This is a genomic window from Virgibacillus proomii (genome assembly GCF_018916875.1).
GTDB classification, from domain to species: domain Bacteria; phylum Bacillota; class Bacilli; order Bacillales; family Amphibacillaceae; genus Virgibacillus; species Virgibacillus proomii_B.
The window spans coordinates 1-14,038 of sequence record NZ_JAHLNO010000020.1 but is presented as its reverse complement, the minus strand read 5'-3'; the positions used below and the strand labels follow the sequence as shown (position 1 = coordinate 14,038).

Sequence of the window (14,038 nt, the reverse complement as noted above, 5' to 3'; positions counted from 1 at the left end):
GAGGGTTTGGAGGAAAGGTGATAAACTGAAAAGACAAAGTATGGGGGGATACAGATGATAGAAATTTATGGAAAGATGTACGAGCTAGTAGAAAACCATAAAGGAGGATTCAACGAAGAAGTTGTCAAAGAACGTTACTCGGATATATTATCAAAGTATGACTATATTGTAGGGGATTGGGGTTATGAGCAACTTCGATTAAAGGGTTTTTATGGGGTTCAACATACGAAGGTTCCAATGGATGCAAAGATAACAGCATTGGACGATTATCTGTATGAGTATTGTAACTTTGGCTGTGCCTACTTTGTATTGAAAAAAATAACTGCAAAAGAGCAGTAGCTAATTAAATCTACTGCTCTTTATCGTCATAAATAATATGCGATCCTGGTATTCTGCGGGGAACATCTTCATGTTGTTCTCGATCTGGATAAACGAAGGCGCTGTCTCTACGCTGACCCTTTTCCCATGGGGTTGATTTTCCTTCTACAGGGGCATCCGCGTTTATTGGTAATCCAAAAGCCCCTTCTGGAAACTCTTCAGGAATTAATTTGTTATGCATATCTTTAACATTAGAAAAATCGGAGTAATCCTTTTTTTTCTTATCCATTCTTTCACCCTTCCAATTCATTCATGTCATGGTGACGTTGTCCCTCATCTAAGGTGCAGTAAATACCTACTTCAAGCGTTATAGAGTATATGAGGAATTCTAAGCGTGAGATCAAGATACCAAAAAGCCTGATTTTTTTGCATCGGCAGGACAAGGAAAGCTACGACAGCGATACACCGCACGCAGAAAAAGTGTTCTTCTTTTTCAAGGACAAGGAAAGCTACGACAGCGATACACCGCACGCAGAAAAAGTGTTCTTCTTTTTCAAGGACAAGGAAAGCTACGACAGCGATACACCGCACGTTAGAAAAAGTGTTCTTCTTTTTTAAGGACAAGGATGGAAGGCTTCGACAGTGGTACATTGCAGTTTTTCAAGGACAAGAAAAACCCCACTGAATGAAGTTTTCCTTTATTAGTAATGTTCCCTCTGATTACTTGCTTTTATTATTAGTAAATAAAGGTAAAATCATTTTAGTAACACGAATGGAAAGCCTTTACTTAGAAATAGGATAGATTGGAAGATTAAATAAGAAAGATTGGTATAAATGAACAAATAAGTGGAGGATGGAAAGGCCCTACTTATTTGTTCTACTATAGGAAAGTATAAAATTTTTAGGGTTTATAGTATAAGAAAAACTATAGCTTTCGCCATAAAGACTTGGCGGCAAGCCAAGTTTTTCTAAATTTTTAGTTATGAAAGACAGTTAAAGTACATCTTTTAAAAAATGACGAATTTCATCTGCTTCCATGTTTGGTTCATTAAACGTATGTTCGATTTTTCCTTTATCATGTAAGTCATCTTTTTCCAATAGTAGTCCAACGATTTTTCCGTAAATTAATAATGAGCTTTTTGCTCGGTTCCTGTTCATGCTCTACAATTGCCAAATCATAACGCTGAAGTTTCCCCATATTACTGATATAGCGAACTTCCTTCATTTTCGTTTCATCTTTGATTATATCGTATTTTTCAACCATATTATCCTTTTTTTGAATATTGCTATTTGATCAACTATATCATGTTTTTCTTCATATTCCTATAGAATATGATATGATAAACATGTAATTTCATAATGGAGGTTTGACATATGTACTTTGTTGACCGTAAGAAATTAGAGGAGACACTTCAGTATATGGATGAATTAATTAACATATTGAAGATAAGCCCTCCAAAAACATTATCAGATAAACTCAGTTTAGAAAGAGCAATACATGTCTTTATTGAGTCAACGCTCGATGTAGGTAATATGATGATTGACGGATTTATTATGCGTGATCCTGGCAGTTATAATGACATTATCAATATTTTATTAGATGAAAAGGTTATTCCAAAAGAGGAAGAAAGAGCATACAAAGAGTTGATTAGTTTGAGACGAATGTTAATTTCGGCCTATACATCAGTGGATCATAACGTATTAATTAAAACGATCCAAACAAACTTGACTATTTATAAGCAATTCTCTACCCATGTTCGAAATTATTTAAATGAAGAGCATCAACAGGTAACACATGCTTTTACAAATGAACCCAAATCGCAATAAAAGCACAGTCTATTCGTAGTGTATTGGAGTGAATGAATGAATGACCAAAAAATATCGAGGCTATTTAATCGACTTAGATGGAACAATGTATCAAGGAAATGAACCTATTTCATTTGCTTCGGAGTTTGTTCACGCGTTGAAAAATAAACATATTCCGTATGTGTTTGTAACGAACAATTCAACTAAAACACAAGAAGTAGTGGCCGATAAACTAAGAAATATGGATATTCCGGCAACTGCAAATCAAATTGTCACGACGAGTTTAGCAACGGTTTCGTATATTAAAGCGAATTATGAAAATCCACGCTGTTATGTAATTGGAGAAGAAGGTCTCATTCAAGCTTTTGAACAAGCAGGACTTACGATGGCAGAGGACGAAAATTGTGATGTTGTTGTGATCGGTCTTGATCGTGAAATTACCTATGAAAAATTAGCTACAGCGAGTATCGCTGTTCGTAATGGGGCAAAATTCATCTCAACAAATGGTGATAAGTCCATCCCGAATGAACGAGGTTTGTTACCTGGAAACGGTTCGCTAACCGCTGTCATCACATTATGTACGGGTATAGATCCAATCTTTATTGGTAAACCGGAAGCGGTAATTATGAAAGAAGCACTTGATGTACTTGGTCTAGATAAAGCCGAAGCTTTAATGATCGGAGATAATTATGACACTGATATTCAAGCGGGTATTCGAGCTGAAATTGATACATTAATGGTGTTTACCGGAGTTACTCCATTTTCAGAATACAATTATTTAAAGGTAAAACCAACGCATTATGTTCAAAATCTGTCTGAATGGATCGATAAGCTGTAAAATATAAGGATCGTGTGTATAATGCGTGTTCTATAATAAAAAAGCAGGAGGATATTTCCTGCTTTTTTAATCGTCTAATATCACATCTTCCCCATTATCATGTGCTAATCGGCTTGAAGCTGCTGCAGCAATTGCGCCGACGATATCATCTAAAAATGTATGACACTCTCCGGTAGATTTGTCATCTAATCTTTTTAAGATACCTGGTTTTTGTTTATCAATATACCCATAATTGGTTAAACCAATAGAACCATAGACATTCACAATCGATAAAGCAATAACTTCATCGACACCGTATAAGCTTTCATCGGAGTCAATCGTTTTTTGTAATGGTTGCTCCAGTTGTCTTTTTTCAGCAAGCACATCTAATTGAATACCTGTTAAAATTGCATTTTGTACTTCTCGTTTAGCGAGAACTCGATTGACATTATGTCTGCATTCATCAAGTGTTAAATGCTCAATGTATTGTGATTGTAAGAAATAAACAAGTTCGGCAATATCATCTATTAATACTCCTCTTTCTGTTAACCATTGTCTGGCTTTCACTTCTAATTCACTTCGTTTTGTATTTTCACTCATTCTTTTTATCATCCTTTCATTCTTTAGTAAAAAAACTGACTTTACATCATAAACTATTACGGAAGCAACTTATATAAAGCTTCACATCTATTAAAATTATTCAGCACTCATCGTGGAAGCTTTTAATGAGATAAAATGATAAGGAGGTAAGTTTATTGTCATTCAGCACGTGGCTTTATGAAAACTATAATATTCGTCCCGAAACAAAGCGTTGGGTTGATGGGAAGGAATGTTATCAAGCAGAACGATATATTTATTTTATCACTTCTGTGGAAAACAATGAAATTATACATATGGAGCAATCTGTTTTAGCTTATTATTTAAAAGAGAGCTCCTATAGTAATATGGCTATTCCTATCCGTAATCAACAAGGAGAGTGGCTTACCTCTCATCAAAACACTAAATACATGGTTATTCAAGGAAGTGATCACCCGTATTCCCCAAGTATATCCAGTGGAACGATATTAGCGCAATTTCATCAAGTTGGCAGTGCCTATACTTATGAGCCCAAAACAATTTCCAGTTATGGACAATGGAAGCAGCTATGGATAGAAAAGGTTACAGCATTAGAGGAAAGTCTGGAAAAAGCAGCTCAAGAAAATCCAAACGCTTATTATCGATTGATTATGGATACCTTACCTTATCTTATTGGTGTAAGTGAAAATGCAATTCAATATATTCGAGAAAGTGAAGAAGAGTTACGCTTTCACGAGACTGACCAAGGTACCATCGCTTTCCGCCGATATTCAGATCAGCTGTACCAATCAGTCATGTGGCCATTGGAATTAGTTTATGACCATCCTGCCAGAGATATTGCTGAATTTTTACGTCAACAGTTTTTGCAGGATGACCCCAAACATGGAACAATTCAGTTTTTGCAAGATTATCAAACCGTACGACCGCTTTCTATATTTACCTGGCGTTTAGTGTATGCTAGATTACTCTTTCCTATCCATCTATTTGATTGTTTGGAACGGAATTTAACGGAACAACAAATAGACGCTTATGATCAGTTACACCATTTATTACAACTTCAGGCGAAATATGAAAAGCATGTTAGCCAATTCTTTGATTGGGCAAATATAGATTGTAAACATCTTCAGATTCCTGTGTTACACTGGCTTTAAAACAATATCTTCCAAAACACGAAAAAAGTTATTAGAATTTGCGATGATGGAGGGGAAGAAGATGAATAAGCCGACAATCTATATTACAAGAAGCATCCCGACAAAATTATTAAAACCTTATCAGGATCAGTTTACGTTCACCTGCTGGGAAAAAGAGGAAACTCCAGTACCAAGAGAAGTATTAATAAAAGAAGCAAAACATGCGGATGGTCTAATTTGTATGTTAACCGAAGAAATAGATAATGCTTTTTTAGACAATGTACAACGTTTACAAGTGATTGCCAATTTAGCTGTAGGCTATGATAACATTGATATTCATGCTGCGAAAGCGAGGAATATCATTATAACAAATACACCCGATGTGTTAACAGAAACGACGGCTGATTTAGGGTTTGGATTATTGATGACTACAGCAAGGCGATTACTAGAGGCTAATGATTTCATTAAACAGGGAAGATGGCAGCACTGGGCTCCTTATTTATTAGCAGGAACGGACGTCTATAATAAAACGATTGGTATTGTCGGTATGGGAAGAATAGGCAAAGCAATTGCAAAGCGAGCTAAAGGATTTTCGATGAATATTTTATATCACAATCGATCTAGAGACGAAAGAGCGGAAGACAAACTGGGGGTGACATATTTAGGACTTAATGAATTATTAAGTGAGGCAGATTTTGTTGTGTCTATTGTTCCCCTAACCGATGAAACAAAGAATATGTTCGATGCTGATGCTTTTGGCATGATGAAACATTCAGCTATCTTTATTAACATATCTCGGGGAGGGGTAGTTGATGAAGCAGCTTTAATACAAGCCCTAAAAGAAAAACAAATTGCAGCAGCTGGGTTAGATGTTTTTTCTAAAGAGCCGCTACCGAAGGATCATCCTTTGCTTCAATTGAGAAATGTTGTTGCACTTCCGCATATTGGATCAGCAAGTGTAGAAACAAGGACGAATATGTGGAATCTTTGTTTAGAAAATGTTACGCGCGTATTAAGCGGTAAGCGACCACGAACTCCAGTTGAGTAAAATATCTTTTAATACTATAGGAAAGTATAAAAATTTTATGGTTTATAGTATAAGAAAAACTACAGCTTTCGCTAAAGACTTGGCGATAAGCCAAGTTTTTCTAATAAACAAAAAAGAAGGTGTTCCTAATTATCGGAAGCCTTCTTTTTATTGTGGATAATTTTTGTATAAGATTTACCTATATCCAGCTTCAGCGCTAGCCCACAAAGTCCTTCAATTTTCCTGTTAAGTGGGTAGTATCTTCGTAGAAACTCTAGTGCTTGTCGGGCTGGGCTGACCAACCAAGGCGCATAAGCTTTGGTTCTCTATGAATATTCATGAGTACATTTAGAATACTTGTTCAATCTCAGTTACACCAGGTACTTCGGCCATAAGGGCACGTTCAATTCCTGCTTTTAAGGTAATGGTTGAGCTAGGGCAATTTCCGCAAGCACCCATGAGACGAAGAAGCACAATGCCATTTTCATCAACATCAATTAATTCCACATCGCCACCATCTCGCAGCAAGAATGGACGTAATTTGTTTAATACTTCCTGTACTTGTTCACGCATTATCCATCTTCTCCTTTCTTATTATCTATTATAAAACGGATTATCTAAAAAATCCATGACCACAATCACGTGTAAGAGGAGGTTCAAAAGGTCAGGTAAAATTGACGCATGGAATTCCTTTGTTGTCTGGGAAATTATATCCGTTCCTACATGGTGGATAACTTTTTTTAAAAAGTAGTCTCTTCTAGGTTATCCTGCGCAACTCGAAATTAAGCCACCTCGACTTCGACGTATAGGACTGTCAGTATCAGCGTTGCAATAGGACAGAGTATCTTCGACAGCAATACATCGCACGGAGAAAAAGTACACTGCTTTTTCAAGGATGCCTAAGATCTTAGCCGACCTTGGACTTTTTTATACCCCTCCTGAACAGGTACTATAATCATTTTTATTTTAACTTTGATCTAACTTTTTGTAAAATAAAAGATATCAGAGGACGGGGGGAAGGGCATGAGTCAGATTACAATTACTGTTTATGGAGCAGAGCAAGTATGTGCTAGTTGCGTGGGAGCACCAAACGCAAAAGATACGTATGAGTGGTTGCAAGCAGCAGTAGGAAGAAAATACTGTACAGATTGGGTTACATTTGAATACATTGATATAGAACATCCTCCAAATATAGAGAAACATCATTCATTTGTAAAACGCATCATACAGGAAGATCTATTCTATCCACTTGTTCTTGTAAATGATGAGGTAGTAGCTGAGGGTATTCCAAGGTTAAAATCCATTTATAAGATGTTAGATAAAAATAATTTACCATTACGAGCAGAAGAGAAATGAGGACGAGACAGATGCAATTACCATTTACCAAAATGCATGGACTAGGAAATAACTATATTTATATCGATTTTTTTACAGATCAAGTGGAAGAAAGTAAATTATCTGGATTGGCAAAGCGCGTTGCCAATGTAAATACAGGCATTGGCTCAGATGGACTGATTATCATCCATCCGAGCAAAAAAGCAGATGTCGGTATGCGGATATTTAATAAGGATGGTTCGGAAGGTCAAAGTTGTGGAAATGGATTAAGATGTACAGCGAAGTATGTCTATGATCGGGGAATCGTAAGTAAAAAGCAATTTAAAATCGAAACTAAAGCGAATATAGTCGAAGCGGAAGTAAATGTTACAGAAGGAAACGTAGATTTGGTGACCATTAATATGGGAGAACCTTTACTCAACCGACAAGATGTTCCTATGCAAGGTGAAATAGACCAGCAGGTTATTTCGGAACCTTTTATCATTAATGATAAAGAACTGAAATTAACAGCTGTTTCTATGGGGAATCCACATGCCGTGTTTTTTGTCGAAAACATAGATAATACACAAGTAGAAAAACTCGGACCATTAATTGAAAAGGACCCCCGTTTTCCTCAAGGAGTTAATGTGGAATTTATTGAAGTAATTTCTCCAACAGAAGTTAATTTCAGTGTGTGGGAGAGAGGTTCTGGTATTACTCAAGCATGTGGTACAGGTGCATGTGCTTCTGTAGTTGCTGGTGTATTAAATAATTATCTAACTAGAGATAAAGAAATCACAGTACATTTGCCAGGAGGGGATTTGTTAATAAAATGGGATAAAGATGGGAATGTTTGGATGACTGGCGGGGCTGAAATCATTGCTTCCGGTGTTTATTATGAAAGGAAATAAATAGAACTGTTAAGTTGAACAGGTGGTAATAAGGGTATATACTGAAAGGTAACCACTTATGAAAGGAGAAATCCAAGCTATGACAATCACTATTACTGACTATGCAAGACAGCAAATTCAAGATATGATGAAGGAAGAGTCAGATGGCGTATATCTTCGCTTTGGTGTAAAAGGCGGTGGATGTAGTGGATTATCCTATTCACTTGGTTTTGAATATGAAATCAACGAGGAATTGGATACAGTCGAAGAAATAAATGGAATTCCTGTAGTTTTAAACAATCAAGATATTCCAATTATTAAAGGAACAACGATAGATTTTAAGCAGAATATGATGGGTGGAGGATTTAGTATTGATAACCCAAACGCTATTATATCCTGTGGATGTGGTTCTTCATTTAGAACGAAGGATAAAGTCGGAACCCCGGGCGATTGCTAATTTGTATAAGATTTTAAAAAACTAGGCTAGTGAGCCTAGTTTTTTAGTGATAGGAAATATATCCGTTCCTTTTTTGTACTATAGGAAAGTATAAAATTTTAGGGTTTATAGTATAAGAAAAACTACAGCTTTCGCCATAAAGACTTGGCGACAAGCCAAGTTTTTCTAACACTATAGGAAAGTATAAAATTTTTATGGTTTATAGTATAAGAAAAACTATGGCTTTCGCTAAAGACTTGGCGATAAGCCAAGTTTTTCTAAAAAAGTAGCATCGTCCAGTTTAAGTGCTCGTGCTGCTAGCAAACTTCGCTCTTCTTCCTACGATAAGTCAACATCGGTTTGAATCTAAAGGAAGGCCGACTAAAAGCGGGCTTGTCGCTAAGGCGTCGGCATACCCTTGTTTTAAGGGCATGTTTCCTTCATCGCTTTAGAAGATCTCCAGTTTGTACGTTGCTAACCAAGCGCTTGAAGCTTTTGTCGTTATAAATCTAAAAGAATACTACGATATACGTTTAGAAACCAGTTCAGGCTTAAAACATACTAGTTGAATGTTTCGGCTGTATTCTTGCTTTTGGATCAATATAATGTTTTGCATTGTTGATCGCAGTAGGACCTTCGCCAAATCCGGTTGCTATTAATTTTACTTTTCCTTCATACGTACAAATATCGCCTGCAGCATAGATGCCTGGGATATTTGTCTCCATTTTGGAATTTACTACAATACTATTACGCTCAATTTCTAAGCCCCAATCTTTAATTGGACCAAGTGTAGAGACAAATCCATAGTTACACAAGACCGAATCGACTTCCAGCTCTAGTTTGCGTTCTCCTTTAACTTCTTCAAGAATAACTCTTTCAATTCGCTCATCACCTATAATGTCTGTAGGAACAAAAGGGGTAAGGACGTCTACCTTGGATGCATATAATTTTTCCACACTATGCTCATGAGCTCGAAATTTATCACGACGATGGACAAGTGTTACTTTTTTAGCGATGGGTTCTAGCATTAGCGCCCAATCAACAGCCGAATCACCGCCGCCAAGTAAGAGAACATGCTGGTCCTTATAGCTGCTCATGTCTTTTACATGGTAATGCAAATTAACTCCTTCAAATTGATCGCAATTGCTTACGTTTAATTTTCGTGGTTGAAAAGCACCGTTTCCAGCGGTAATAATCATTGTTTTTGTGTAATGAACATCATTTTTATCAGTAGTTAATTTTAATGTACCGTCCTTTAGACGTCCTACCTTTTCTACTGCTTGTTCTAAAACAATAGTTGGATGGAACATGCTGACTTGTTCTTCCAGGTTATCAATTAACTCCTGGGCTCTTATTTTGGGAAAACCTGCAATATCATATATATATTTTTCTGGATATAGAGCAGTTAACTGCCCACCAGTATGTGGTAAGCTCTCTATGATTTTAACACTTGCTTGACGCAAACCGCCATAGAATGCAGTAAACAAACCAACTGGACCTGCGCCAATAATGGTGACATCATAAACCTCATTTGTCACGACGATTACCTCCATTCGAACGATATAATCCTTGTACCACTTTTTATAGTATCATATATCGACTGTAATAGAATATTAATGTACTCAGCTTATCGTTGACTTTTAATTAAGAAAAATCTAATAATAATTAAAAAGCAGATAGGGTTGAAAAGTAAAGCGAAAAGAGCTACTATAACAAGGGAACCATATTACAATTGTGTGACATATGAAATAACTCTATTATTCTATAAAGATTAATTGCTTGGCAGCGAGCCAGGTTTTTCTTAGTGGTATCAAGTGAAAAAGATCACAATTTACAAAAAAAGGAATAAATGGAAGTGATAAGCGTGGGAAAACCAAACATAGTCATCTTGGGTGCTGGTTATGGTGGGATGATGACTACGGTTCAATTACAAAAGTCATTACGTGCTGATGAAGCGAATATAACCTTAGTGAATATGAATGATTACCATTATCAAACAACTTGGCTACATGAAAACGCAGCCGGTACATTACCTCATGAGCGCACTAAAATTCAAATTAAAGATATTATTAATCCTAAAAAAGTTAACTTTATTCAAGATAAAGTAATCTTAATCAATCCGAAAAAAAAGCAGGTCCAACTAGAAAATGGTGTATTACATTATGATGTACTTGTTATTGCACTAGGTTTTGAAGTTACTACCTTTGGTATTCCTGGTTTAGAAGAGTATGCTTTTACTATTGATAATATTAATAGTGCTTGCTCTATTCGTGACCATATTGAGCATAATTTTGCAAGTTATCACAATGATGCGAAAAAAGATCTGGCCCGGTTAACAATTGTCGTTGGCGGTGGCGGATTTACTGGTGTTGAGTTTTTAGGAGAATTAGCTAATCGAGTAGATGAACTTTGTAAAGAATACGATATTGATAAACAGTTAGTACAAATGATTAATATTGAGGGTGCTCCAACTATTTTGCCTGGATTTGATGAACAATTAGCAGAGTATGCAATGAATTCTTTGGAATCACGTGGTGTTGAATTTATTACCGGAGCATTTTTAAAGGAATGCACATCATCTAGTGTCTTATTTGAAAAGAATGGAATACCAGCAAAAATACATACCAATACCATCGTTTGGGCGGCAGGAGTAAAAGCTAATTCTATCGTAGAGAAGTCTGGATTTAAAACAACTCGTGGAAAGATTGAAGTGAATAATGATATGCGTTGTCCTGAATATGAAGATGTCTTTGTTATTGGTGATTGCGCTTTAATTATGGATTTAGAGCATGGTAACCCCTATCCTCCTACGGCACAAATGGCGATTCAAGAATCCGAAGTAGTTTCGTATAATGTTCGAGCATATATTCGGAATGAGGAAATGGAAGTATTTAAGCCAAATATTCTTGGAACCGTTGCCTCATTAGGACACAATGATGCAATGGGGATAATTTTCAATGACAAAATAATTCTTGGTCGGAAAGCTACCGTAATGAAAAAAATTATTGATAATCGTTACTTATTTAAGTTGGGCGGAATTCGCTTATTAATGAAAAAAGGGAAATTTAATATTTTTCATTAACAGATAGAAAAAGCAAAAGTAGGGTTGAATTTTTGCTTTTTTAGTACTTGAAATTGGTTTGAAACATATCATGTCTTGCTAAATGATCATGGTTAACACCGAGGTTTAGTAAGAGAGCAAGTATTTTAGCAATCAGAGAACTTGCTCTTTTGTTCTTCAAATAATATCCGTTTCTACCTTGTGGCTACCTTTTTGAAAATTAATATCGTCTAGCATAGCGCTCAAGCTGTGATCTTCTTTCTTTAATAAGTCAAAATCGGATCGAATCTAAAGGAAGCCCGACTAAAAGCGGGCTTGTCGCTGAGGCGTCAACATACCCCTGTTTCTGCTAAAGAGGCAGGTTTCCTTTATCCGATAAGGAGACTTATTCCCCTTTTTTGCAAACTTTTCCTATTATTTTGCAAACTTTATCTAACTTCCCGATTCGTTTGGGCCGACAGGACAAGGAAAGCTTCTTGAATAGGCATCGCACGCAGAAAAAGCGTTCTTCTTTTTCAAGGACAAGGAAAGCTTCTTGAATAGGCATTCGCACGCAGAAAAAGTGCTTTTCTTTTTCAAGGACAGAGTTGCTACGGCAGCAATACATCGCACACAGAAAAAGTGTACTTCTTTTTCAAGGACAAGGAAAGCTTCTTGAATAGGTATCGCACGCAGAAAAAGCGTTCTTCTTTTTCAAGGAGAAAAGCACTCTTTGAATGAAGTTCCCTTTATCTCATCAGAAGTGTTCCAGTTTGTACGTCGCTAAACGGAGCGCTTGCACTTTTATTCAAACTTCATTTAAAATGAAAAGGGGTAATTGGACAAATAGAAAGTAATCTTGCATCATAGTACAGTAAGGGTACTTATTTGAAGGGAGAAAATGAATTGATTCAGCTAATTGTATCTATCTTATTGTATTTTGTTATCTTTTTTGGTATTGCTTTTATTTTAAATATGCTATTACGTACGACATGGCTCATGACAATTTTATATCCTTTTGTCGTTGCCACTATTATAGACAATATTCCAACTTGGGATTATTTTTCAGCACCGGGAGAAGCGTTTTCGAAGTTGGCGAATCGTTTAACTGAAATTACGATTATAGATATTTCAATCTTAGCTGCAGGTTTTGTTGGAACGATCGTGTCTGGTATAGTTATTAGACTACTAAGGAAAAGCGGATATCAAATGTTTTAATAGAATGATGAATAAAATCTTCTCGATTGGAAATGATGACATCCAAAGAGGTGTTAATCATGAAAATCCAAAATTTAAGTTTATTTCTATTGATAATTGTTATGTTTATTGCGGTTGGAGCTTTTATGCCGGACAATACTCATGCAGAAAAGCTTTGGCCTTACGGAAAAACAGAGATTCTACAAACATTGGAAATAACGGAGCACAAAGTAAGAGATGATGTCACTTCTAGAGAAACAGAATTATCAGAAAAAGAGTTCAATCATGCAGAGCAGAAGCAGTTAAATATTTCGAGTGAACAAATAGATGGTGCAGAGACTTTGGAAGAAGTTGTTAATTATCAACAATACCCTAGTCAAACTGTGTTGGCAACCGGCTATACTGCAGGTGCAGAGTCAACAGGAAAAACACCAGATCATCCTGAATATGGAATTACGTATTCTGGAGTTAAAGTGAAAAGAGACTTATATTCTACCATCGCAGCAGATTTAACGGTCTTTCCTCTCGGGACAATTCTTTTCATCCCTGGGTATGGTTTTGGGGTGGTTGCAGATAAAGGAAGCGCTATAACTGGTAATAAGATTGATCTATATTATGAGACCATTGATGATGTTTATAATCAATGGGGGAAAAAGCAAGTAGATGTTTATATGATTAAAAAGGGTGATGGTAAATTAACGGAAAGAGAGCTTCAACATTTAAATGAAAACCAAGCGTTACAAGTATTCAGACAAGGTATAACTGGAAGATAGCTTTTGAACGTTGAAGCTACTGATTAGTTTTAAAGGGTTTTGATCGATGAAAAAGTCTCGCTAACAATTTAAATGAATCCACGGTAAATGTTTTTTTAAAATTAGTGAGACTTTTTTTATCGTCAAGAAAACATGAAATTTTAGAATACATAATTGGTAGCTTTAAAATAAGGGATTCTAGGTCGTCATGGCACAATTGTAGAATATAAAAATAGCGCTTCTTATATTAACAAAGGATGGATATAAATTACCGGTTCTTCATATGGATGGTATTTCTTAATGATCTTATTTACTTTTGTAATATATTCATATGGGCATCTGAATTCCATTTTACACTCCACACCAAAGTTAATTTTATGCTTCGTTCCATGAACTGGTTGGGCTGTTTCTAAAGGACGCCAATATCCGTTAACATGAGAAAAGGATATAACGTGGTCATAGTTACCGATGGTTAAAACACCTAATTCATTTAGTTTATTTCTCACTATAGGAAAGCATTCCTGTAATAAAGCAAAATGAGGATTGAATAAAAAAAGCCCCCTTGGTATGATACGAGGTGTCCTGATCACTGTAATGTGGTGTAAAAAGGACCCTTAAATTAGAACCAAGGAGGACTATTATGCATTATAAACAAAATGAAAAGATTTTACAACTTACCGAGCAAATTTTAATTGTTGGGGTTGATATTGCCAAAGAGAAGCACGTTGCCCGCGC

At 36.1% G+C, this 14,038-nt stretch carries 19 protein-coding genes; 12 read left to right on the top strand and 7 right to left on the bottom strand.

Annotated features, from left to right (window positions below; all coding sequences use genetic code 11):
- Positions 1–54 precede the first annotated feature (54 nt).
- Positions 55–339 (top strand): YutD family protein, encoded by a 285-nt coding sequence (locus tag KQI21_RS11475; protein WP_216484344.1) that lies wholly within the window; start codon positions 55–57, stop codon positions 337–339.
- 10 nt (positions 340–349) lie between these two features.
- Here KQI21_RS11475 and KQI21_RS11470 read toward each other — a convergent pair whose 3' ends face one another.
- Positions 350–607 (bottom strand): hypothetical protein, encoded by a 258-nt coding sequence (locus KQI21_RS11470; RefSeq protein ID WP_216484343.1) that lies wholly within the window; start codon positions 605–607, stop codon positions 350–352.
- Between the two features lie 89 nt (positions 608–696).
- On the opposite strand from KQI21_RS11470, the gene KQI21_RS11465 reads away from it, so the two are divergent.
- Positions 697–936 (top strand): hypothetical protein, encoded by a 240-nt coding sequence (locus tag KQI21_RS11465; protein WP_216484342.1) that lies wholly within the window; start codon positions 697–699, stop codon positions 934–936.
- A gap of 375 nt (positions 937–1,311) precedes the next feature.
- Here KQI21_RS11465 and KQI21_RS11460 read toward each other — a convergent pair whose 3' ends face one another.
- The gene (locus KQI21_RS11460) at positions 1,312–1,476 is read right to left on the bottom strand and encodes an SAV0927 family protein (RefSeq protein WP_216484434.1); all 165 of its coding nucleotides are present in this window, start codon (positions 1,474–1,476) and stop codon (positions 1,312–1,314) included.
- Positions 1,403–1,582 (bottom strand): SAV0927 family protein, encoded by a 180-nt coding sequence (locus tag KQI21_RS16855; RefSeq protein WP_216484341.1) that lies wholly within the window; start codon positions 1,580–1,582, stop codon positions 1,403–1,405. Before KQI21_RS16855 ends, KQI21_RS11460 begins: the two co-directional genes overlap by 74 nt.
- Positions 1,583–1,692: 110 nt before the next feature.
- On the opposite strand from KQI21_RS16855, the gene KQI21_RS11450 reads away from it, so the two are divergent.
- Both KQI21_RS11450 and nucF read left to right on the top strand, forming a co-directional pair.
- Positions 1,693–2,145, top strand: coding sequence for a DUF86 domain-containing protein (locus KQI21_RS11450; RefSeq protein WP_216484340.1), 453 nt, complete (start codon positions 1,693–1,695; stop codon positions 2,143–2,145).
- Positions 2,146–2,185: 40 nt separating this feature from the next.
- The gene (gene nucF, locus KQI21_RS11445; RefSeq protein ID WP_216484339.1) at positions 2,186–2,962 is read left to right on the top strand and encodes a 5' nucleotidase NucF; all 777 of its coding nucleotides are present in this window, start codon (positions 2,186–2,188) and stop codon (positions 2,960–2,962) included.
- A 66-nt stretch (positions 2,963–3,028) separates the two neighbouring features.
- On the opposite strand, the gene KQI21_RS11440 is transcribed toward nucF, so the two are convergent.
- Positions 3,029–3,541: a phosphatidylglycerophosphatase A family protein gene (locus KQI21_RS11440; protein ID WP_216484338.1), complete on the bottom strand. Its 513-nt coding sequence runs from the start codon at positions 3,539–3,541 to the stop codon at positions 3,029–3,031.
- A 155-nt stretch (positions 3,542–3,696) separates the two neighbouring features.
- Here KQI21_RS11440 and KQI21_RS11435 point away from each other — a divergent pair, with 155 nt between their 5' ends.
- Together KQI21_RS11435 and KQI21_RS11430 are read left to right on the top strand one after the other, a co-directional pair.
- The gene (locus tag KQI21_RS11435; RefSeq protein WP_216484337.1) at positions 3,697–4,668 is read left to right on the top strand and encodes a YutH/CotS family kinase-like spore coat protein; all 972 of its coding nucleotides are present in this window, start codon (positions 3,697–3,699) and stop codon (positions 4,666–4,668) included.
- A gap of 61 nt (positions 4,669–4,729) precedes the next feature.
- Positions 4,730–5,695: a 2-hydroxyacid dehydrogenase gene (locus tag KQI21_RS11430; protein WP_216484336.1), complete on the top strand. Its 966-nt coding sequence runs from the start codon at positions 4,730–4,732 to the stop codon at positions 5,693–5,695.
- 327 nt (positions 5,696–6,022) lie between these two features.
- Here the strand turns inward: KQI21_RS11430 and KQI21_RS11425 are convergent, their stop codons facing one another.
- Entirely contained in the window at positions 6,023–6,247 is a 225-nt protein-coding gene (locus tag KQI21_RS11425; RefSeq protein ID WP_050350380.1) for a NifU family protein, read from the bottom strand.
- 450 nt (positions 6,248–6,697) lie between these two features.
- Here KQI21_RS11425 and KQI21_RS11420 point away from each other — a divergent pair, with 450 nt between their 5' ends.
- The 3 genes from KQI21_RS11420 to KQI21_RS11410 all read left to right on the top strand — a co-directional run bounded on the left by KQI21_RS11420 (position 6,698) and on the right by KQI21_RS11410 (position 8,335).
- The gene (locus tag KQI21_RS11420; RefSeq protein ID WP_216484335.1) at positions 6,698–7,030 is read left to right on the top strand and encodes a YuzD family protein; all 333 of its coding nucleotides are present in this window, start codon (positions 6,698–6,700) and stop codon (positions 7,028–7,030) included.
- Between the two features lie 11 nt (positions 7,031–7,041).
- Positions 7,042–7,899 carry a diaminopimelate epimerase gene (gene dapF / locus KQI21_RS11415; RefSeq protein WP_216484334.1) on the top strand — a complete coding sequence of 286 codons (858 nt, stop codon included), beginning with the start codon at positions 7,042–7,044 and terminating at the stop codon, positions 7,897–7,899.
- 79 nt (positions 7,900–7,978) lie between these two features.
- Positions 7,979–8,335 (top strand): HesB/IscA family protein, encoded by a 357-nt coding sequence (locus tag KQI21_RS11410; RefSeq protein ID WP_216484333.1) that lies wholly within the window; start codon positions 7,979–7,981, stop codon positions 8,333–8,335.
- Positions 8,336–8,865: 530 nt separating this feature from the next.
- On the opposite strand, the gene KQI21_RS11405 is transcribed toward KQI21_RS11410, so the two are convergent.
- Complete coding sequence (locus KQI21_RS11405; protein ID WP_309245547.1) at positions 8,866–9,852, bottom strand: NAD(P)/FAD-dependent oxidoreductase; 987 nt, start codon at positions 9,850–9,852, stop codon at positions 8,866–8,868.
- Positions 9,853–10,178: 326 nt separating this feature from the next.
- Between KQI21_RS11405 and KQI21_RS11400 the strand changes: the two genes are divergently transcribed.
- The 3 genes from KQI21_RS11400 (at position 10,179) to spsC (ending at position 13,324) form a co-directional block, all read left to right on the top strand.
- Positions 10,179–11,396, top strand: a complete 1,218-nt coding sequence (locus KQI21_RS11400; protein ID WP_216484331.1) for an NAD(P)/FAD-dependent oxidoreductase — start codon at positions 10,179–10,181, stop codon at positions 11,394–11,396.
- 864 nt (positions 11,397–12,260) lie between these two features.
- Complete coding sequence (locus KQI21_RS11395; RefSeq protein ID WP_216484330.1) at positions 12,261–12,572, top strand: YuiB family protein; 312 nt, start codon at positions 12,261–12,263, stop codon at positions 12,570–12,572.
- 59 nt (positions 12,573–12,631) lie between these two features.
- A complete protein-coding gene (gene spsC / locus KQI21_RS11390) occupies positions 12,632–13,324 on the top strand; it encodes a stationary phase survival protein SpsC (protein ID WP_216484329.1) in 693 nt (230 codons plus the stop codon).
- Between the two features lie 221 nt (positions 13,325–13,545).
- Here the strand turns inward: spsC and KQI21_RS11385 are convergent, their stop codons facing one another.
- Complete coding sequence (locus KQI21_RS11385) at positions 13,546–13,809, bottom strand: YqfO family protein (RefSeq protein ID WP_253291440.1); 264 nt, start codon at positions 13,807–13,809, stop codon at positions 13,546–13,548.
- Positions 13,810–14,038: the final 229 nt, after the last annotated feature.

Bases quoted from the DNA above. Each gene is read 5' to 3' on its own strand.
- KQI21_RS11430 (WP_216484336.1), top strand. From the start codon at position 4,730: ATGAATAAGCCGACAATCTATATTACAAGAAGCATCCCGACAAAATTA.
- KQI21_RS11410 (WP_216484333.1), top strand. From the start codon at position 7,979: ATGACAATCACTATTACTGACTATGCAAGACAGCAAATTCAAGATATG.
- KQI21_RS11465 (WP_216484342.1), top strand. From the start codon at position 697: ATGAGGAATTCTAAGCGTGAGATCAAGATACCAAAAAGCCTGATTTTT.
- KQI21_RS11450 (WP_216484340.1), top strand. From the start codon at position 1,693: ATGTACTTTGTTGACCGTAAGAAATTAGAGGAGACACTTCAGTATATG.
- KQI21_RS11440 (WP_216484338.1), bottom strand. From the start codon at position 3,541: ATGAGTGAAAATACAAAACGAAGTGAATTAGAAGTGAAAGCCAGACAA.
- dapF (WP_216484334.1), top strand. From the start codon at position 7,042: ATGCAATTACCATTTACCAAAATGCATGGACTAGGAAATAACTATATT.
- KQI21_RS11425 (WP_050350380.1), bottom strand. From the start codon at position 6,247: ATGCGTGAACAAGTACAGGAAGTATTAAACAAATTACGTCCATTCTTG.
- KQI21_RS11470 (WP_216484343.1), bottom strand. From the start codon at position 607: ATGGATAAGAAAAAAAAGGATTACTCCGATTTTTCTAATGTTAAAGAT.
- KQI21_RS16855 (WP_216484341.1), bottom strand. From the start codon at position 1,582: ATGGTTGAAAAATACGATATAATCAAAGATGAAACGAAAATGAAGGAA.
- nucF (WP_216484339.1), top strand. From the start codon at position 2,186: ATGACCAAAAAATATCGAGGCTATTTAATCGACTTAGATGGAACAATG.
- KQI21_RS11460 (WP_216484434.1), bottom strand. From the start codon at position 1,476: ATGAACAGGAACCGAGCAAAAAGCTCATTATTAATTTACGGAAAAATC.
- spsC (WP_216484329.1), top strand. From the start codon at position 12,632: ATGAAAATCCAAAATTTAAGTTTATTTCTATTGATAATTGTTATGTTT.
- KQI21_RS11475 (WP_216484344.1), top strand. From the start codon at position 55: ATGATAGAAATTTATGGAAAGATGTACGAGCTAGTAGAAAACCATAAA.
- KQI21_RS11420 (WP_216484335.1), top strand. From the start codon at position 6,698: ATGAGTCAGATTACAATTACTGTTTATGGAGCAGAGCAAGTATGTGCT.